The following is a 17,910-nucleotide window of genomic DNA, read 5'->3' as shown; positions in this document are numbered from 1 at the left end:
CCGCCGGAGGCGGCGCAATTCAACACAGCGCGGAGGCTTGGCGCCTCAGGTCCACGTGCAGGCGAAAACGCGGCGCCACGTTCACGGCGTCCTCCGGCACTCGGCGCGCATCGCGAGCCGGTCGCCGCGCATCCGGATGAACTCCAGGTCCACCGGGCGGCCGTCGTCGAAGTGGCTCAGCCGTTCGACCACCAGCAGCGCCGAACCCCTCGGCACCTCCAGCACGGCGGCCGAGTGCAGGTCGGCGTTGACCGCCTCCAGGGTGACCGCGGCGGTGCCCAGGCGGCGGCCCGAGGTCTGCTCGATCAGCGAGAAGATGTCCCGGTTGCGCAGGTCCTCGTCCAGCAGCGGGCCGCCGACGTCCCGCGCCAGGTAGGTCAGGTCGAGCGAGAGCGGCAGGCCGTTGAGGCGGCGCAGCCGCTCCACGTAGACGACCGGCTCGCCGTCGGCCAGGCCCAGCCGCCGCGCCACCGACGTCGGCGGCTTGATCGGCCCGGCCGCCCGCACGTCGTTGGTGACCTCGCCGTGCTCGTGCAGCGTCTCGGCCAGGCCCATGAGCCGGCCCAGGCCGTGGGGGTACTTCTCGGTGACCACGACCGTGCCGACGCCCGGCACGCGGTCGATCAGGCCCTCCTCGCGCAGCAGGTCCAGCGCCTCCCGGATGGTGTTGCGGGAGGTGGAGAACTCGGCGGCGAGGAACCGCTCGTCGGGCAGCACGCCGTCCGGGAAGGCCCGCTGGACGACCTGCTGGCGGATCACGTCGGCCGCCTGCCGCGCCCGGTCGGCGCGCAGGCGCCGCTCCGGTGCGCTGCTGCTCATGCGCCACAGTCTGGTTCACCGACGCCGACCGGCTTGTTACAGACGGGTTACGCCACCCAGGTCAGCCGGGGTGTGGCCGTTGACCTGCGCAACTCCGACCCCGACCGCGGGCCTGCGCCACCGCGGGCCCGTCCCACCTACTGGACACGCTCCCGCTTGCGCCCCGCGACCCGGCAGACCAGGTAGATGAGGAACGACACCGTCGTCACGAACACGCTGACCGGCACGCCCGGCGCGAGCGACAGCAGCATCCCGCCCAGCGCGGACACCTCGGCGAACACCACGGCCAGCACGGTCGCCTTCACCGGGCTCGCGGTGACCCGGACCGCGGCCGCCGCCGGCGTGATCATCAGCGACAGCACCAGCAGCGCGCCGACGATCTGCACGCTCAACGCCGTGGCCACGCCCACCAGCACCGCGAACACCACGGTCAGCGCGTGCACCGGCACGCCGCGCGCCACCGCCACCGCCGGGTCCACGCTGGCGAAGTGCAGCGGGCGGTAGATGGCCGCCAGCACCGCGAGCACCGCCAGCGACGAGCCGATCAGCAGCCACAGGTCGGTCGAGCCGACGCTGACGACCTGACCGGTGAGCAGCCCGAACTTGTTGGCCGCCCGCCCGCTGTAGAGGGACTGGAACAGCACGCCCAGGCCCAGGCCGAACGCCAGGATCGCGCCGATCACCGAATCGCGGTCGGAGTCGCGCACGCTCAGCAGCCCCAGCAGCAGCGCCGCGACCACCGAGCCCGCCAGCGCGCCGTACCCGACGCCGACGCCGAGCAGCAGGGCCGCCGCGCCACCGGTGAACGCCAGCTCGCTCGTGCCGTGCACGGCGAAGGCCATCCGGCGCGTCACCACCAGCGGGCCGAGCAGCCCGGCCACCAGGCCCAGCACCGCGCCCGCGACGAGCATGTCCCGCACGAAGTCGTAACCGAGCAGCTGGACGGTCAGCCGCCAGTCGAAGAAGTTCTCCATCAGCCCTCATCCACCACGTGGTGCGGCTCGTCCTCGCACACGTGCTGCGCGCCGACCACGTGGATCTGGTCGCGCACGCGGACCACCTCGACGTTCGTGCGGTACAGCTCGCTGAGCACCCGCGAGTTCATCACCTCGCCGGGCGTGCCGACCCGGAACCGGCCCTCCACCAGGTACAGCACCCGGTCCACCAGCGGCAGCACCGGGTTGATCTCGTGGGTCACGAACAGCACGGCCGTGCCCGCGGACCGCCGGCGCGCGTCGATCAGGTCGCTGACCACGCGCTGGTTGGCGAGGTCGAGCGAGAGCAGCGGCTCGTCGCACAGCAGCACCTCGGGGTCGCCGACCAGGGCCTGCGCCACCCGCAGCCGCTGCTGCTCGCCGCCGGAGAGCAGGCCGACCGGCTCGTCGCCGTACCGGGTCGCGCCCACGGCGGCCAGCGCCGCGTCCACCTTCTCCCGCCGCTCGCGCCTGCCGCGCAGGCCGAGGCCCCAGCCGTGGCCGTCGAGGCCGAAGCCGACCAGGTCGCGGCCGCGCAGCGTGAGCGTGGTGTCGACGGCCCGCTGCTGCGGGATGTAGCCGATGCGGCGGTTGCCGCCGGCCACCCGCACGGTGCCCGCCGACAGCGGCTGGAGGCCCAGCAGCACCCGGATGAGGCTGGTCTTGCCCGAGCCGTTGGGCCCGAGCACGGCCACGAACTCACCGGGCGCCACGTCCAGGTCCAACCCGTCCCACAGCACGCGGTCGCCGTAGGCCAGCCGCGCGCCGCGCAGCGCCACGGCCGCGCCCGCGGTCCGACCCGCCTCGCCCCGATCGGCCTCGTCCCGGACGGTCATGCGCCGAGCGCACCCACGAGGGCGTCAACCTGCTTGGTCATCCAGTCAAGGTAGCCGGTCGCGCCCTCGGGCAGCGTCTCGGTCACCTCCACGACGGGGACGCCGGCGGACCCGGCCGCGCCGACCACCTGCCCGGTGGCGGCGTTCTCCGTCTGCGCGTTGTTGACCAGGGCCGCCACCTGCTTGCCGTTGACCAGGTCGAGCACCTCGGCGAGCGCCGCGGCGGGCACGTCGGTCTCCTCCTCGACGGCGTCGCTGAACGACTCGGGGGTGACGTCCTCGACGCCCGCCGCGTCGAGCAGGTAGTGGGCGACCGGCTCGGTCTGGAGGACCCGCTTGCCCGCGCCCTTGCCGTCGAGCCGCGCGGCCAGCTCGTCGAGCTTCGCGCCGAAGTCCTTCGCGTTGGCCTCGAACTCGGCCTTGCGGTCCGGGGCGATCCCGCCCAGGTCGGCGGCCGCCTGCTCGGCGACCTTGTGGACGGTCTCGAAGTCGTACCAGACGTGCTCGTTGACCGCGTGGTCGTGGCCGTGCCCGTCCTCGGCGCCCTGCTCGGTGGCGGGCTCCTCGTGACCGGGCTCCTCGTGACCGGGCTCTTCGTGGCCCGGCTCCTCGTGACCCGGCTCGTCGTGGCCGGCGGCCTTGCCGGAGATCGGGAACGCCTCGATCTTCTTCGCGCCCTCGGTCTCGGGGCCGAGCAGCCCGGCGAAGAAGTCGTCGTAGCCGCCGCCGTTGAAGACGACCAGCTTCGCGTCGCGCACCGCGGCCACGTCGGCGGGCTTGCTCTCGTAGGAGTGCGGGTCGCCGGACGGGTCGTCGATGATCGAGGTGACCTCGACCGCGTCGCCGCCGACCGCCTCCACCACGCTGCCCCACACGTTGGTGGAGGCGACGACCTTGATCCTGCCGTCGTCGGCGGCGGGGGTGTCCTGACCGCCGCAGGCGGTGAGGGCGACGGCGGTCACGGCGGCCACCGCCCCGAGCATCGTGTTGCGGACCGTCATCAGCGCACTCCTCGACTGGTGGAACCACAGGCAATGGAAACCGTTGTCGAGTTCAGTTTAGAACTCTCCGCGACCGGGGAATGCGCCGACCGGGTGTCGTCGGACACGCCGGAGGGCCGCCCCCGCACGCGGGAACGGCCCTCCGGGGAACTCCGGGGTCAGTCGGTCAGGCGCAGACCGCTCTCCGGGTGGAACAGGTGGACCTCGCCGGCGTCGCGCACGGCGACCTTCACCGTCTGGCCCAGGGTCGGCGGCGTGCGGCCGTCGACGCGGACCACGAACCGCTCGGGGGTGCCGTTGATGCGGACCGAGCCGTGCAGCAGCGCGTCCGCGCCCAGCTCCTCGACCAGCTCGACGACCATCTCCATGCCCTGCTCGGCGGAGGAGACCAGGCCCAGCGACTCGGGCCGCACGCCGAAGGTGACCTCGGACAGGCCCTCGGCCGCCGCCCGGTCCAGCGCGCGGCGCTCCAGCGGCACCACGACGCCGTCGAGCTTCGCGCCCTCGCCGGTCAGCGGGACGGTCTTGAGGTTCATGGCGGGCGAGCCCATGAAGCCGGCGACGAACGCGTTGGCCGGCTTGTCGTACAGGTTGCGCGGGGTGTCGCACTGCTGGAGCAGGCCGTCCTTGAGCACCGCGACGCGGTGGCCCATGGTCATGGCCTCGACCTGGTCGTGCGTGACGTAGATCGTGGTGGTGCCGAGCCGGGCCTGGAGGGCGGCGATGTTCGCGCGGGTCTCCACGCGCAGCTTCGCGTCCAGGTTGGACAGCGGCTCGTCCATGAGGAACACGGAGGGCTCGCGCACGATCGCGCGGCCCATCGCGACGCGCTGGCGCTGACCGCCGGACAGGGCCTTCGGCTTGCGGTCCAGGTACTTGGTCAGGTCGAGCATCTTGGCCGCCTCGGCGACCTTCTCCTTGATCTCGGCCTTGTTCACGCCGCGCAGCTTGAGCGCGAAGCCCATGTTCTCCGCGACGGTCATGTGCGGGTAGAGCGCGTAGGACTGGAACACCATGGCGATGTCGCGGCCCTTCGGCGGGACGTTGGTGACGTCCTTGCCGCCGATGTGGATGGCGCCCTCGTCCACGTCCTCCAGACCCGCGAGCATGCGCAGCGCGGTGGACTTGCCCGAGCCGGACGGGCCGACCAGGACGAGGAACTCGCCGTCGGCGACGTCCAGCGACAACTCGTCGACCGCGCGGACGGGCGGGTTGCCGGGGAAGATCCGCGACGCCTTGACGTAGGCGACCTCAGCCATGTGATGCACCTTTCACTACCAAGCTTTGTCGCAACGTTAGGGATTGCAAGCGCTTACGGGAACAGGTGGATTGGTCTAGTTTTCACTGCTGTAGCCTCCTGTGACACACCGAGCTACAATCAGGAGGTGAAGGTCATCAGCCAGCGAGAGTTCCGGAACAACTCCGCCGCGGTCATGGACGCGGTGGAGGCGGGCGAGACGTTCCACGTCACCCGCAACGGCGTGGAGATCGCGGAAGTGCGCCCGCTGCCGCGCCGTCGGCGGCTGACCACGGACGAGCTCGTCGAACTGCACAAGCACCTGCCGCGGGTCGACTACGCGGCGATGCGCGCGGAGGCGGACGAGTTCTTCGGCGAAGGCCGCGTCGGCGACGAAGGCGACGACCCGTGGGAGCGCCCCCGTGGCTGAGCGCCGCCCGTCCGGCGTGCTGGACACCTGCGTCTACATCGACCTGGCGACGCTGGACCGCGCCGGGTTGCCGGAGATCTCCGAGCTGACCGCCGTCACGTTCGCCGAGCTGCACCAGGGCGTCGCGGCGGCCAAGGACGCCGCGACCCGCGCGGCGCGCACCGAGAGGCTGAGCGTCGCCATCGCGAACTTCGAGCCGCTGCCCTTCGACGGCAGGGCGGCCTCCCGGTACGGCACCCTGTACGCGTTGACGCTCGACGCGAAGCGCGATCCACGTCCGCGCAAGATGGACCTGATGATCGCGGCCATCGCCTCGTCGAACAACCTGCCCCTCTACACCCGGAACCCGAAGGACTTCGTCGGCCTGGAGTCGATGGTCGAGGTCATCACGGTCTGAACCGGGACTGGTATGCCTGGTGCATGCCGACCGAACTGGTCCTCGTCCGCCACGCGCGCTCCGTGGTCCCCACCGCCGACGGGCCGGACGAGCTGACCCGGCCGCTCCAGGAGACCGGACTGGCACAGGCGCGCGACCTGGTGGACGAACTGCTGCGGCTCGACCCGACCGCCGTCGCGTCCAGCCCGTACCTGCGGGCCGTGCAGACGGTCGCGCCCGCCGCCGGGGCGCTGGGGCTCGCCGTGGACCGGAGGTGGGACCTGCGGGAGTGGGACTCGGGCCTGGAGCCGACCCCCGACTACGCGCGCCACCACGCGCACAGCTGGGCGAACCCGGACCACGCCCGACCGGGCGGCGAGAGCCTGGACGCGCTCACCGGGCGGGTGCTGGGAGCGCTCGGCGCCGTCGCCCGCGAGCACGAGGGCGGCGTCGTGCTCATCGGCACGCACGGCACGTTCGCCGCCCGCGCGCTGCGCGCCGCCGGCCACCCGGTGGACTGGCCGTTCCTGGCGGGCATGCCCATGCCCGCGGTGTACCGGCTGCGGTGGGACGGCCGCCCCACCGCAGCCTCGGGTCCGGGCCTACCCCTTGACCGCGCCTGACGACAGGCCCGTCACCAGGAACCGCTGCACCAGGTAGAACACCGCGATCGCCGGGATCGCCACCAGGATCGACGCCGCCGCCAGGTGACCCCACTCGGTCCGGTTCTGCTGCACGAACACCTGCAGCCCGACCGCCAGCGTCTTCGACTCGTCCGCCGCCGACAGGAACGCCGACGCGAACGCCACCTCGCCCCACGCCGTGAGGAAGGCGTAGAACGCGGTCACCGCCAGGCCCGGCCGGGCCAGCGGCAGCACCAGCCGCCAGAAGACGCCGAACGGGGACAGGCCGTCCACGCGGCCCGCCTCGTCGATGTCGCCGGGGATGGTGTCGAAGTAGCCCTTCAGCATGTAGGTGCAGAACGGCACCGCCGTCGTGCAGTACACCAGCACCAGGCCGAACGACGTGCCCTGCAACCCCAGTTCGAGCAGGATGTTGTACAGCGGCACGATCAGCACCGCGAACGGGAACATCTGCACGACCAGGAACGACAGCATCAGCGACCGCTTGCCGGGGAAGCGGAAGCGCGAGGCCGCGTACCCCGTGGTCGCCGACAGGAACACCGCCAGCACCGTGGTCATCAGCGCGATCAGCACCGAGTTGCCGAACCAGGCCAGGAAGTCGCCCTTCTCCCCGGACAGGATGCGCGCGTAGTTGTCCAGGCTCGACTCGTTGACCAGCTTCGGCGTGGTCTCCACCGCCCGCGCGTCCGGCTTGAACGACGTCACCAGCACCCAGAACACCGGGAACACCGCGATCAGCGACGCGACGACTAGCGCGGCGTGCAGGCCGACGCTGGCCAGTCGCGACCGCTCGGAGCGCTTGGGCGCCCGGACCGGCTGGACCGCCTTGAAGGAAGCCGCCTCGACCGACATCACCACACCTCGCCTTGCTTGCGCAGCGCGCGCCGGTACACGCCCGCGAACACGAGCAGCACGGACAGGATCAGCACGCCGTAGGTGGACGCCACCGCGAAGTCGCGGGACGCCCCGGAGAAGAACCGCTCGAACGCGTAGGTCACCAGGATCCGCGTGTTCGGGTTCGGCCCGGTGATCAGGTAGATGATCGCGAACATGTTGAACGTCCAGATGATGCCCAGCAGCACCACCGTGCTGGACACCGCCTGCAACCCGGGCAGCGTCACGTGCCGGAACCGCTGCCACGCCGTGGCGCCGTCCACCTCGGCCGCCTCGTAGAGGTCGCCGGGGATGGACTGGAGGCCGCCCAGCAGCGCCACCATCATGAACGGCACGCCGAGCCAGATGTTGACGATCATGACCGCGACCAGCGCCCAGTCCGACTGGCCCAGCCACACCGGGTCGGGCAGGCCGACGGCCCGCAGGGCCTGGTTGATGATCCCGTACTGCGCGTTGAACATGTACTTCCACGCGAACGCGCTGATGAACGCGGGCACCGCCCACGGCAGGATCAGCAGCACCCGGTACACCGCCCGCCCGCGCACCTGCCGGTTGAGCAGCAGCGCGAGGCCGAGGCCGATGGTGTAGTGGCAGAACACGCACCCGAACGTCCAGATCAGCGTGCGGACCAGCGTGCCCCAGAAGGCGCCGAAGCTGGTGTCGCCGGACAGGACGTTCAGGTAGTTGCCCAGCCCCACCCAGTCGTAGCTCGCCGGCCGGTCGAGGATCGGGTTGGCGATGTTGCCCTCGTTGATGTTGGTGAAGGTGAAGTACACGCCCTGGGCGAGCGGGAACAGCACCAGCACCGCGATGACCACCACGACCGGCAGCACCATCGCGTACGCGTACCAGTGCCGGTCCAGGAACCTGCGCACCGAAGTCTCCCTTCCGCGTGCCAGTGAGGGCTCCCCCGGCCGGGGAAGCCCTCACGAGGGGTGTCAGCCGACGGTGTAGTCGGGGACGACGGTGTCCTTGTAGGCCTTGGCGACCTCGTCCAGCGCGGTCTTCGCGTCCTTCTTGCCGGCCAGGAAGTCGGCGTAGGCGATCTTCAGCGGGTCGAACAGCTGGCCGCCCTCGGGGATCCAGGCCCGCGCGTGCGCGGCGGTGACCACCGGCTCGAACGCGGAGACGACCTCGTTGGCCTTGACGTCGGCGTTCTCGTAGGCGGACTTGCGGGTGGGCAGCAGGCCCAGTTCCTTGGCGACGGTCACCTGCGACTCGACGCTGCTCATGCAGGCGACGAACTTGACCGCGGAGTCCTTGGCCTTGGTGCCCTGGCGGATCACGTAGTTGTGGCCGCCGACCGGCGCGGAGCCCTCGCCCGCGGTCTCGCCGGGGACGGGCGCGATGCCGAGGTTGGCGGCGTCGGTGAACGCGGCGCCCTTGAGGTAGTCGGCGACCGACCACGGGCCGTTGACCACCATGGCGACCTCGCCGGAGGTGAACGCGGCCTGCATGTTGTTGTAGGAGTTGGCCGGGTCGAGCGCGGTGGTCGCGGCCTTGGCGTCCAGCAGGCCCTTGGCGGTCTCCAGCGCCTTCACGTTCTCGTCGGAGTTGACCACGATCTTCTTCGCCTCGGCGTCGACCAGGTCGCCGCCCGCGCCGTAGATGAACGGCAGCGCGTAGTAGGCGTCGTTGTTGATGAAGATGGTCTTCTCGCCGCCGAGCTTGGCGGCGGCGGCCTTGACCTCGTCCCAGGTCTTCGGCGGCTCGACGCCCGCGTCGGCCAGCAGCTTCTTGTTGTAGAACAGCGCCAGGGAGTCGGTGACCTGGGGGACGCCGTAGGACTTGCCCTCGAACTTGGTGGAGCCGAGCGGGGTCTCCAGGAAGTCGGAGGTGTCGCCCGCCAGCTCGGTGCCGGTCAGGTCGACGATGTAGCCCAGCTTGGCCAGCTGCGGCACCCAGGCGACCTCGGCGCGGAACACGTCGGGGCCCTGGCCGCCCTGGGCGGCGGTCCGGTAGTTGTTGAGCGCCTGGTCGAAGGCGACGGTCTCGGCCTTGACCTTGTAGCCGCCCTTGGTGGCGCAGTCCTGCGCGAGCTTGGTGAACACCGGGCTCTCGTTGGGGCCGCTGGTGTCCCAGAAGGTGACCTCGCCGGAGTCGCCGGCGTCCGATCCGCCGCCACCACCGCCGCACGCGGTGAGGACGAGGGCGCTTGCTGCCGCCACTGCGGTCACGAGGGTGGTACGTCGCATCGTTGCTGTCGTCCCTCCTGCTGGACCTTCATCGCGATGAAGGCTCTTGCAAGAACTTGCGAAATTGTTGACGCGGATTTCATCCCGCCGACCTGGGCCGGGTCAAGGCCAGGACGGTAACCAAGCCGTAACGGCCCGGCGTTCTCGGACGAAACCGTGATGGGCGTTGCAAAAATTTGCCGCTGGCGGCAGGCTGCACGTCACCCACAACCCAAGCGAGGAGGCATGGTGTCCGGTCTGTCCGAGATCGCCAGGGCAGCCGGGGTGAGCATCTCGACGGTCAGCCGGGTGCTCAACCGCCGGGCGGGTGTCAACGACGAAACGCGCCAGCGCGTGCTCGCCGTGCTCGCCGAGATGCCCTACACGCCTCGCGGGTTGGGAGCGCTCCAGCGGACCGGTGTGATCGGGCTGCTGGTGCCGGAGCTGTCGAACCCGGTGTTCCCGGCGTTCGCCGAGGCGCTGGAGGTCCGCGCGGCGCGCCTGGGCTACTCGTCGCTGCTGTGCAACACGCGCGCGACCGGCGCCGCCGCCATGGGCGAGGAGGAGTACGTGCGGATGCTCCTCGCGCGCGGCGTCGAGGGCATGGTGTTCGTGTCGCCGGAGATCACCAACACCGAGGTGCCGCTCGGGCAGGCGCCGCGACCGTCGTACTACGCGAAGCTGCTGGCCGACGGCGTGCACATGGTGTTCGTCAACGGGGCCACGCCGTCGCTGGACGTGCCGGACGTGACCGTGGACGAGCAGCACGCGGGCTACGCGGCGACGCGGCACCTGGTGGAGCTGGGGCACCGGCGGATCGGGTTCGTCTCCGGGCCGGCGCGGTCGCTGCCGTCGCGGCTCAAGCGCGCCGGGTGGGCGGCGGCGCTGGAGGAGGACGGGCTGCCCGCGACGTCGGACTTCGTGGCGCACGGCCCGTTCGGGCCGGAGGGCGGGGCGGCGGCCGTGGCGGCGCTGCTGGACACGGTGCGGCCGACCGCGGTGATCTGCTCGTCCGACCACATGGCGATCGGCGTGCTGCGGGAGGCGCACCGCCGCGGGCTGCGGGTGCCCGGCGACCTGGCCGTGGTGGGCTTCGACGACATCCCGCTGGCGTCGTACTGCTCGCCGTCGTTGACCACCCTGGCGCAGCCGATCGAGGAAATGGCGGCGGCCGCGGTGGACGAGTTGGTGCACCGGCTCGACCCCGATCGGCGGCGGCGGCCGGCGGGCAATTACACGCGCGTGTTCCGCCCCAAGCTGGTGGTGCGCGAGTCGTCCGCGCCACCCTCATTGGTTTAGACCAAAGTACCGTCGAGTAACCTGTTATCACCTGCGTTGATGGTGAATTTGAGGGACGCCCGTCACCCCCACTTCTGTAATTGGTTCTGAACCGTTACGGTCACTTCATGGCGCGGTCGATGCATGTGCGACGCCCCGCGACGCTCGCCTCACTGGCGGCGGAGCTGGGTGTTTCCCGGACAACGGTGTCCAACGCGTACAACCGTCCCGACCAGCTCTCGCCGGAGCTGCGACGCCGGGTGTTGGAGACAGCGAGAAGACTCGGCTACCCGGGCCCCGACCCGGTGGCCCGATCACTGCGCACGCGCAAGGCCGGCGCGGTGGGCCTGCTGCTCACCGAGAACCTGTCCTACGCGTTCCGCGACCCGGCGGCGATCGGGTTCCTGGAGGGCCTGGCGCTCGCGTGCGAGGACGCCGGGCAGGGGCTGCTGCTCGTGCCCGCGAACCCCGAGCGCGAGGACGTGGCCGCGGTGCACCGGGCGGGCGTGGACGGCTTCGTCGTCTACTCGGTGCCCGACGACGACCCGCACCTCGCCGCCGTGCTGGAGCGGCCGGTGCCGACCGTCGTGTGCGACCAGCCGGACATCGACAACGTCGACCGCGTCGGCATCGACGACCAGGCCGCGATGAACTCCCTGGCGCAGCACCTGATCTCGCTGGGGCACCGGCGGGTCGGCGTGGTGTGCATGCGGCTGGCCCGCGACCGCAACGACGGCTTCGTGACGGCGGACCGGCAGGCGTCGGCGCACTTCCACGTGCAGCGGGCGCGCCTGGCCGGCCTCGCGCAGGCCTTCGGCGCGGTGGGCGTCGACTGGAACGAGATCCCCGTGGTCGAGCGCTTCGACCACACCATCGCCTCGGGCGCCTCGGCCGCCGCCCAGGTGCTGGACCGCGACCCGCAGATCACGGCGCTGGTCTGCACCTCGGACATCCTCGCGCTGGGCGCGCTCGGCGAGGCGCAGCGGCGCGGGCTGCGCGTGCCGCAGGACCTGACCGTCACCGGCTTCGACGGCATCCGGGAGGCCGAGCAGTCGGGCCTGACCACCGTCCGGCAGCCGGTGCTGGAGAAGGGTCGCGCGGCGGGCAAGCTGCTGCTGGACTCGGCGGAGCGCACCCGGCCCCGCTCGGTCACCCTCGCCACGGAGCTGATCCACGGCACCACCGCCGCGCCGCCGCGCGGGACGGCGGAGGAGCGCTGGTTCGGGCCCTGACCGCCCGCCCACCGCACACCCGGTCCTCCGCGGGGGTCCCCACCCAGGGGACCCCCGCGGCGCGTCGGGGGGCGTTCCACCCGGAGGCGTTCCACCCGGAGGCGTTCGCCGCGGGGGCGTTCTGCCCGGGGGGGGTCCAGCAGGTGGACCCCCTGCCGCGCGGGACGACAATCGGGGACATGCCGCTCCCCTCGCAGCCGCTGCGCAAACTGGGCTTCCTGACCATCGGCCTGTTCGACGAGGACGACCCCCGCCGCGGCCACGAGTCGACGCTGGAGGTCATCCGGCTGGGCGAGGACCTGGGCTTCGACAGCGCCTGGGTGCGGCACCGGCACCTCCAGTTCGGCATCTCCTCGCCCGTCGCCGTGCTGGCCGCGGCGTCCCAGCGCACCTCGCGCATCGGGCTGGGCACCGCCGTCATCCCGCTGGGCTGGGAGAACCCGGTCCGCCTGGCCGAGGACCTGGCCACGGTCGACGTGCTGTCCGGCGGCCGGCTCAACCCCGGCGTCAGCGTCGGCGCGCCGATCCACTACGACCGGGTGAAGCACGCCCTCTACCCGGACACCGCCGACGTCGAGGACTTCAGCCACCGGCGCGTCCGGCGCCTGCTCGACGCGCTGGCCGGTGAGCCCGTCAGCGACTTCGAGGGCACCGAGGGCATCGAGGTGTTCTCCCGGCGCGTCCAGCCGCACTCGCCCGGCCTGCGCGACCGCGCCTGGTACGGCGGCGGCAGCCTGGCCTCGGCCCGGTGGGCGGGCGAGAACCGGATGAACTTCATGGTCAGCAACGTGGTCAGGGGCGAGGGCCACGCGCGGGGGTTCGCCGACCTCCAGCTCTCCCACGTGCGGGAGTTCAAGGCCGCGCACCCCGGCGGCGGCCGCGTCTCCCAGGGCCTGGTCGTCATCCCCACCGACAGCGCGACCGCCGCGCAGCGCGCGAAGTACGCGGACTACGCCGCCCGGCGCCTGCCGCGCACGGGCGGCCCGCAGGGGCCGAACGGCCTGTGGTTCGCGCCGGACCTCGTGGGTCCGGCGGACGAGATCGCCGAGCGCCTGTACGCCGACGCCGCCTTCCGGGAGGTGGAGGAGGCGGTCTTCGCCCTGCCGTTCACCTTCGGGCACGAGGACTACGAGCAGGTCCTGACCGACATCGCCACGAAGCTCGGCCCGGCGCTGGGGTGGCGGCCGGACCCGGCCGGGTGAGTCAGGTCAGCCGGAACACCACCGGGTCGCTCACCTTGCCCGCGACCTCCGCGACCACCAGGTAGTCGCCGGGTCCGAGCCGCCGGTGGCCGCCGCACCCCGGCTCCGACGTGGTGCCCGGCCAGCGCAGGCCGTAGGTGAACCGCTCCCCCGGCCGCAGCACGCGCACCTCGGAGCCCCCGGTGGCGAAGCAGTCGTTGCTCGACCACAGGCGGGTCGCGCCGTCCACCGTGGTGACCACGAGTTCGCGCACGTGCCGCCCGATGTCCTTCGCGCACGGCAACCGCCCCGTGTTGGACACCGCGATCCCCAGGCCCACCGCCTCGCCCGCCGCGACCGAGGGCCGGTCCAGCTCGGCGACCACGTGGAGCTGGACGTCCTCGCACGGCGGCGGCGGACCGGGCGGCGGGGGCGTCGTGCCGGGGGCGGTGGTGCCCTGGGGAGTGGTGCCCTGAGGAGTGCTGCCCGGTGACGGCGCGGCGACCGGGGTCACCGGCGCCGCGGACGGGGACGGGGTCTGGTCGACCGGCCGCGGCGCGGTGGGGTCGGACCCGCCGAACAGGACGGCGACCAGCCAGGCGAGGCCGACCACCGCGACCACCGCGACCACGACCGCCAGGGCGCGCCGACGCCGGTACACCGACGGCGGGAGCGGCCCCGTTGGCTCGATCACCCGACGAAAATATCCTCGCGGCGTGGAATGGCGGGCCAAGTGTTGGTCCCCCGATGTGGTGAACGTGATCCCGGCGCGAGCCGATCGGCGAGGACGAGGTCCGGGGCTTCGCCCACGACGTGCGCACCGGTGAGCTGACCGAGGTCGGCTAACCCGTTCGTGGAACACTGGTCGGCGTTATGAGCCTGGACGCAGACCTCCTCCTCGACTGGTTCGCCGACACCGCCCGCGACCTGCCCTGGCGACGGCCGGAGTGCACCGCGTGGGGCGTGCTGGTCAGCGAGATCATGCTCCAGCAGACGCCGGTCGCCCGCGTCGAGCCGATCTGGCGCGAGTGGCTGGCCCGCTGGCCGACGCCGTCCGCGCTGGCCGCCGCCACGCAGGGCGAGGTGGTGCGCGCCTGGGGCAAGCTCGGCTACCCCCGGCGCGCCCTCCGGCTGCACGCCGCCGCCCAGGCCATCGCCGAGCAGCACGACGACGTGGTCCCGGACGACGTGGACACGCTGCTCGCGCTGCCCGGCATCGGCGCCTACACCGCCCGCGCGGTGGCCGCGTTCGCCTACGGGCGGAAGTGCCCGGTGGTCGACACGAACGTGCGACGCGTGGTCGCCCGGGCGGTGCACGGCGCGGGCGACGCGGGCCCGCCGTCGACCACGAAGGACCTGCGCGACGTCGAGGCCCTGCTGCCCGACGAGCGCGCCGCGACCTACTCGGCCGCGCTCATGGAGCTGGGCGCCCTGGTCTGCACGGCCCGCACGCCCAAGTGCGCCGACTGCCCCGTCCTCGCCTCGTGCGCCTGGCAGCTCAACGGCCGCCCCGCCTACGACGGCCCGGCCAAGGCGGTGCAGAAGTTCGCGGGCACCGACCGGCAGGTGCGCGGCCTGCTGCTGGACGTGCTGCGCGGCACCACCGGCCCGGTCGCCAAGGCCCGGCTCGACCTCGTGTGGTCGGACGCGGGCCAGCGGGACCGGTGCCTGCACTCGCTGCTGGTCGACGGCCTGGTCGAGCAGACCGCCGAGGGCCTGTTCGCGCTGCCCGGGGAGCACTAGGTGCACCTGCTCGTGGTGTTCTTCGACGACGAGGCCGACCGGGCCGTGCGGGAGCTGTGGCGGCGCGTCGGCGTCGCGCCGGACCTGCCGCCCCACCTGACGTGCGCGTCCGCCGGCGTCATCGGCCCCAAGGTGCGCGCGGAGCTGCGCGAGGACCTGTCCCGCCTCTGGCTGCCCGACCTGTGGCTGCACGCGCTCAGCGCCAGTGACGACGCCCTGCGGCTCGCCGCCGTGGTCGACGGCGAGCTGCTGGCCGTGCACTCGGCGATCCACGACGTGCTGGCGGGCCGCGTGAAGCACCCGACCGCCCGGCACCTACCCGGCAGTTGGACCCCGCACTGCACCCTGCTCACCGGCGACGACGACGCGGTCAAGGCCGCGTTCGCCGAGCTGCACCCGGTCGCCCCGATCCGCGCCAGGGCCCGCCAGGTGGCCGTCGTGGACACTCAGACCGGCGGGATCGACCCGCTCAGGAACGCCTCCACCGCGCCCCGGTAGACCTCCGGCGCCTCGTCGTGCACCACGTGCCCCGACTCGGGCACCACCACGTGGTGCGCGGGGAGACCCCGGGCCGCGCACCACCGGACGACCTCGGCCATCTGCCCCGCCGGCAGCACGCCCCGCCCGGCCTCGACCACCAGCAGCGGGCACCGGATCGCGTCCACGAAGTCCCAGTAGGACCGCTCGCCCCACTCCGCGGCGATCTCGTACAGGTCGTCCAGGTCGGCGATCAGGTGCCACCCGTCGGCCCGCTCCTCGAACAGCTCCTCCACCCGCGGCACGTCCACCACCGACCGCACGTGCGCCAACGACTGGAACGCCGCCGGCCACGCCTCGAAGTACCAGCGCCACTCGTCGACCGAGCGGCCCCGGTTGTCCGGCACCACGTCCTCCGCGACGACCCCGCGCACCAGGTCGGGCCGCAGCGCGGCGAGCGCCCACGCGTGCAGGCCGCCCATGGAGTGCCCGATCACCACCACCGGACCCAGGTCCAGCCGCTCGATCGCCGACACCGCGTCGGCGACGAAGTCCTCGGTCCGGAAAGGACCGCGCCGCGGGTTCCGCCCGTGCCCGCGCGCGTCGAGGCCGACGACCCGGCCGTACGGCCTGAGCCACCGCGCGACCGTCCACCAGGTGCTCGCCCGGCTCATCAGGCCGTGCAGCAGCAGGATGCCGGGTCCCGAACCGCCGAACTCCACCACGCTCATGCGTGCATCATGTCGACATGGCCATCAGCCCCAAGGCACGCCCGTACCTGCTCGTGCTCTGCCTGGTGCTGGTGGTCGCCGGCGTCGTCGTCGCCAGGCTGCCGCACGACCGGCAGGCGGGCCCGACGACCACCGGCCCGACCACGCCGCCCGTGGTCGGCGCCGAGGGCGGCGACGGCGCGGGCGACGCGTACTACCCCCGGGACGGCAACACCGGCTACGACGTCGGCCGCTACGACCTCGACGTCACCTACGACCCCGCCACCCGGCGACTGGACGGCGTCGCGGAGATCACCGCCAGGGCCACCGCCGACCTGACCCGGTTCAACCTCGACCTGTACCGGCTCACCGTCGACGAGGTGCTCGTGCGCGGGCTGCCCGCGACCTTCCGCCAGGAGGGCGAGCACGAACTGGTGATCACCCCCGGGGCGCCGCTGGCCGAGGGCGAGGAGTTCACCACGACCGTGCGGTACGGCGGCGAGCCCACCCTGTTCCAGGACCGGGCCCTGGGCAGCAGCGGCTGGCAGGTCTCGCGGGGCGGCGGCGCGTTCGCGGCCGGCGAGCCCCACTCGGCGACGACCTGGTTCCCCGCCAACGACACCCCGCGCGACAAGGCCTCGTTCGCCCTCACCGCCCGCGTCCCCGAGGGCTGGTCGGTCGTCTCCAACGGCGTGGAGCGGGGCGAGCCCGTCACCGCCGACGGCTGGACGTCGTTCCGCTGGGCGGCCGAGGAGCCGATGGCCACCTACCTGACCACCATCGCCGTCGACCGGTGGACGATCGAGCGCTCCACCCTCCCCGACGGCACCCCGGTCCTCGACGCCTACGCCCCCGGCGCCGAGAACGCCCGCCAACACCAGCGCAGGCTCCCGGAAGTCCTGGGCTTCCTCTCCGAGCGGTTCGGCCCCTACCCGTTCAGCACCGCCGGCGGCATCTTCCTGGCCGACGACATCGGGTTCTCCCTGGAGACCCAGACCAGGCCCGTCTACGCGGGCTGGGCGAGGCTGGAGACCGTGGTGCACGAGAACGCCCACCAGTGGTTCGGCGACCTGGTGTCCGTGGAGAGCTGGGCCGACATCTGCCTGAACGAGTGCGTCGCCAGCTACGCGGAGTGGCTGTGGGACGAGGCCGAGAACGGCGCCGACCTCGACGCCCTCTACCGCGACACGGTGGAGCAGGTCGCCGACCGCGACGCCTACTGGGGGCGCAAGCTCTACGACATGGGCCGCGGCAACGAGTTCCGCGGCGTCTACGACAAGGGGCAGCTCGCCGTGCACGCCCTGCGCCGCCAGATCGGCGACGACGACTTCGACCGGGTGCTCAAGGGGTGGATCGCGGAGCACGCGGGCGGCAACGCGTCCTGGCCGGAGTTCGAGGCCCACGTCGAGCGGGTGTCCGGCCAGGACCTCGACGCCTTCTTCGCGGCCTGGTTCCGCGGCGCCGGGATCCCGGCCGACGAGCACCTGTACCCGGGTTCGCTACGCCGATAGCGGGCTCTGCTGGTGCAGCACCACCAGCCACCCGTCGCCCTCGCGCGCGCAGACGGTCGTCACCAGCGCCGAGAACTCGACCTCGCGCTCCTCGACGAGGGCCACCACGTCCACCCGGTAGGTCACCGCCGCGCTGTCGGCCCCCACCTCCAGCACCCGGACCCCGGACAGCTCGGTCTTCAGGTACGGGTTGCGGTTCGCCCCGATCGTCGACACGGCGTCGGCCTTGGTCATCACGCCGTACTGGCTGACCGCCACCGCGTCGTCCCGCAGGGACCGCTCGTAGAACGCGCCGTCGCCCTCGCGGTTCGCGCGCCACAGCTCTTCTTCCAACCGGATCAGCTCGTCCATGTAACCATCTTAGCCGGTAGAAGAGAAACCGGCTACAGTGGT

The 17,910-nt window shown here is 72.4% G+C and carries 20 protein-coding genes; 9 read left to right on the top strand and 11 right to left on the bottom strand.

Annotated features, from left to right (window positions below; translation table 11 throughout):
• Positions 1-81 precede the first annotated feature (81 nt).
• From ACFV4N_RS02270 to ACFV4N_RS02250, 5 genes are all read right to left on the bottom strand, one after another.
• The gene (locus tag ACFV4N_RS02270) at positions 82-819 is read right to left on the bottom strand and encodes a GntR family transcriptional regulator (protein WP_499670669.1); all 738 of its coding nucleotides are present in this window, start codon (positions 817-819) and stop codon (positions 82-84) included.
• A gap of 137 nt (positions 820-956) precedes the next feature.
• Positions 957-1,793, bottom strand: coding sequence for a metal ABC transporter permease (locus ACFV4N_RS02265; protein WP_499670668.1), 837 nt, complete (start codon positions 1,791-1,793; stop codon positions 957-959).
• On the bottom strand, positions 1,793-2,629 hold the full coding sequence (locus ACFV4N_RS02260) for a metal ABC transporter ATP-binding protein (RefSeq protein WP_499670667.1): 837 nt from the start codon (positions 2,627-2,629) through the stop codon (positions 1,793-1,795). Before ACFV4N_RS02260 ends, ACFV4N_RS02265 begins: the two co-directional genes overlap by 1 nt.
• The gene (locus tag ACFV4N_RS02255; RefSeq protein ID WP_499670666.1) at positions 2,626-3,630 is read right to left on the bottom strand and encodes a metal ABC transporter solute-binding protein, Zn/Mn family; all 1,005 of its coding nucleotides are present in this window, start codon (positions 3,628-3,630) and stop codon (positions 2,626-2,628) included. The genes ACFV4N_RS02260 and ACFV4N_RS02255 overlap by 4 nt, the downstream gene beginning before the upstream one ends.
• A 158-nt stretch (positions 3,631-3,788) precedes the next feature.
• Complete coding sequence (locus ACFV4N_RS02250) at positions 3,789-4,889, bottom strand: ABC transporter ATP-binding protein (protein WP_499670665.1); 1,101 nt, start codon at positions 4,887-4,889, stop codon at positions 3,789-3,791.
• 126 nt (positions 4,890-5,015) lie between these two features.
• On the opposite strand from ACFV4N_RS02250, the gene ACFV4N_RS02245 reads away from it, so the two are divergent.
• The 3 genes from ACFV4N_RS02245 to ACFV4N_RS02235 are packed head-to-tail and all read left to right on the top strand — an operon-like array spanning position 5,016 to position 6,296.
• Positions 5,016-5,297, top strand: coding sequence for a type II toxin-antitoxin system Phd/YefM family antitoxin (locus ACFV4N_RS02245; RefSeq protein ID WP_499670664.1), 282 nt, complete (start codon positions 5,016-5,018; stop codon positions 5,295-5,297).
• Positions 5,290-5,694, top strand: a complete 405-nt coding sequence (locus tag ACFV4N_RS02240) for a type II toxin-antitoxin system VapC family toxin (protein WP_499670663.1) — start codon at positions 5,290-5,292, stop codon at positions 5,692-5,694. The genes ACFV4N_RS02245 and ACFV4N_RS02240 overlap by 8 nt, the downstream gene beginning before the upstream one ends.
• A gap of 23 nt (positions 5,695-5,717) precedes the next feature.
• Positions 5,718-6,296: a histidine phosphatase family protein gene (locus ACFV4N_RS02235; RefSeq protein ID WP_499670662.1), complete on the top strand. Its 579-nt coding sequence runs from the start codon at positions 5,718-5,720 to the stop codon at positions 6,294-6,296.
• On the opposite strand, the gene ACFV4N_RS02230 is transcribed toward ACFV4N_RS02235, so the two are convergent.
• The 3 genes from ACFV4N_RS02230 to ACFV4N_RS02220 form a co-directional block, all read right to left on the bottom strand.
• Positions 6,276-7,169: a sugar ABC transporter permease gene (locus ACFV4N_RS02230; RefSeq protein WP_499670661.1), complete on the bottom strand. Its 894-nt coding sequence runs from the start codon at positions 7,167-7,169 to the stop codon at positions 6,276-6,278. The genes ACFV4N_RS02235 and ACFV4N_RS02230 overlap by 21 nt on opposite strands.
• Positions 7,169-8,086, bottom strand: a complete 918-nt coding sequence (locus ACFV4N_RS02225) for a carbohydrate ABC transporter permease (RefSeq protein WP_499670660.1) — start codon at positions 8,084-8,086, stop codon at positions 7,169-7,171. The genes ACFV4N_RS02230 and ACFV4N_RS02225 overlap by 1 nt, the downstream gene beginning before the upstream one ends.
• Positions 8,087-8,149: 63 nt before the next feature.
• Positions 8,150-9,406 (bottom strand): extracellular solute-binding protein, encoded by a 1,257-nt coding sequence (locus ACFV4N_RS02220; protein WP_499670659.1) that lies wholly within the window; start codon positions 9,404-9,406, stop codon positions 8,150-8,152.
• Between the two features lie 225 nt (positions 9,407-9,631).
• Between ACFV4N_RS02220 and ACFV4N_RS02215 the strand changes: the two genes are divergently transcribed.
• From ACFV4N_RS02215 to ACFV4N_RS02205, 3 genes are all read left to right on the top strand, one after another.
• The gene (locus ACFV4N_RS02215; RefSeq protein ID WP_499670658.1) at positions 9,632-10,684 is read left to right on the top strand and encodes a LacI family DNA-binding transcriptional regulator; all 1,053 of its coding nucleotides are present in this window, start codon (positions 9,632-9,634) and stop codon (positions 10,682-10,684) included.
• 107 nt (positions 10,685-10,791) lie between these two features.
• Entirely contained in the window at positions 10,792-11,895 is a 1,104-nt protein-coding gene (locus ACFV4N_RS02210) for a LacI family DNA-binding transcriptional regulator (protein ID WP_499670657.1), read from the top strand.
• A gap of 179 nt (positions 11,896-12,074) precedes the next feature.
• A complete protein-coding gene (locus ACFV4N_RS02205; RefSeq protein ID WP_499670656.1) occupies positions 12,075-13,097 on the top strand; it encodes an LLM class flavin-dependent oxidoreductase in 1,023 nt (340 codons plus the stop codon).
• 1 nt (position 13,098) lies between these two features.
• Here ACFV4N_RS02205 and ACFV4N_RS02200 read toward each other — a convergent pair whose 3' ends face one another.
• The gene (locus ACFV4N_RS02200; protein ID WP_499670655.1) at positions 13,099-13,770 is read right to left on the bottom strand and encodes a hypothetical protein; all 672 of its coding nucleotides are present in this window, start codon (positions 13,768-13,770) and stop codon (positions 13,099-13,101) included.
• Positions 13,771-13,949: 179 nt separating this feature from the next.
• Between ACFV4N_RS02200 and ACFV4N_RS02195 the strand changes: the two genes are divergently transcribed.
• Positions 13,950-14,819 carry an HhH-GPD family protein gene (locus ACFV4N_RS02195; protein WP_499670654.1) on the top strand — a complete coding sequence of 290 codons (870 nt, stop codon included), beginning with the start codon at positions 13,950-13,952 and terminating at the stop codon, positions 14,817-14,819.
• The gene (locus ACFV4N_RS02190; protein ID WP_499670653.1) at positions 14,820-15,317 is read left to right on the top strand and encodes a 2'-5' RNA ligase family protein; all 498 of its coding nucleotides are present in this window, start codon (positions 14,820-14,822) and stop codon (positions 15,315-15,317) included.
• Here the strand turns inward: ACFV4N_RS02190 and ACFV4N_RS02185 are convergent.
• Positions 15,266-16,027, bottom strand: a complete 762-nt coding sequence (locus ACFV4N_RS02185; protein ID WP_499670652.1) for an alpha/beta fold hydrolase — start codon at positions 16,025-16,027, stop codon at positions 15,266-15,268. The genes ACFV4N_RS02190 and ACFV4N_RS02185 overlap by 52 nt on opposite strands.
• Positions 16,028-16,044: 17 nt before the next feature.
• On the opposite strand from ACFV4N_RS02185, the gene ACFV4N_RS02180 reads away from it, so the two are divergent.
• The gene (locus ACFV4N_RS02180; protein ID WP_499670651.1) at positions 16,045-17,517 is read left to right on the top strand and encodes a M1 family metallopeptidase; all 1,473 of its coding nucleotides are present in this window, start codon (positions 16,045-16,047) and stop codon (positions 17,515-17,517) included.
• Here the strand turns inward: ACFV4N_RS02180 and ACFV4N_RS02175 are convergent.
• Positions 17,506-17,868 carry a nuclear transport factor 2 family protein gene (locus ACFV4N_RS02175; protein WP_499670650.1) on the bottom strand — a complete coding sequence of 121 codons (363 nt, stop codon included), beginning with the start codon at positions 17,866-17,868 and terminating at the stop codon, positions 17,506-17,508. The genes ACFV4N_RS02180 and ACFV4N_RS02175 overlap by 12 nt on opposite strands.
• Positions 17,869-17,910: the final 42 nt, after the last annotated feature.

This window comes from Actinosynnema sp. NPDC059797 (assembly GCF_042732085.1).
Classification (GTDB): domain Bacteria; phylum Actinomycetota; class Actinomycetes; order Mycobacteriales; family Pseudonocardiaceae; genus Actinosynnema.
Note: the sequence above shows the minus strand (reverse complement) of the source record. Positions and strands in the feature narration are given on the sequence as shown.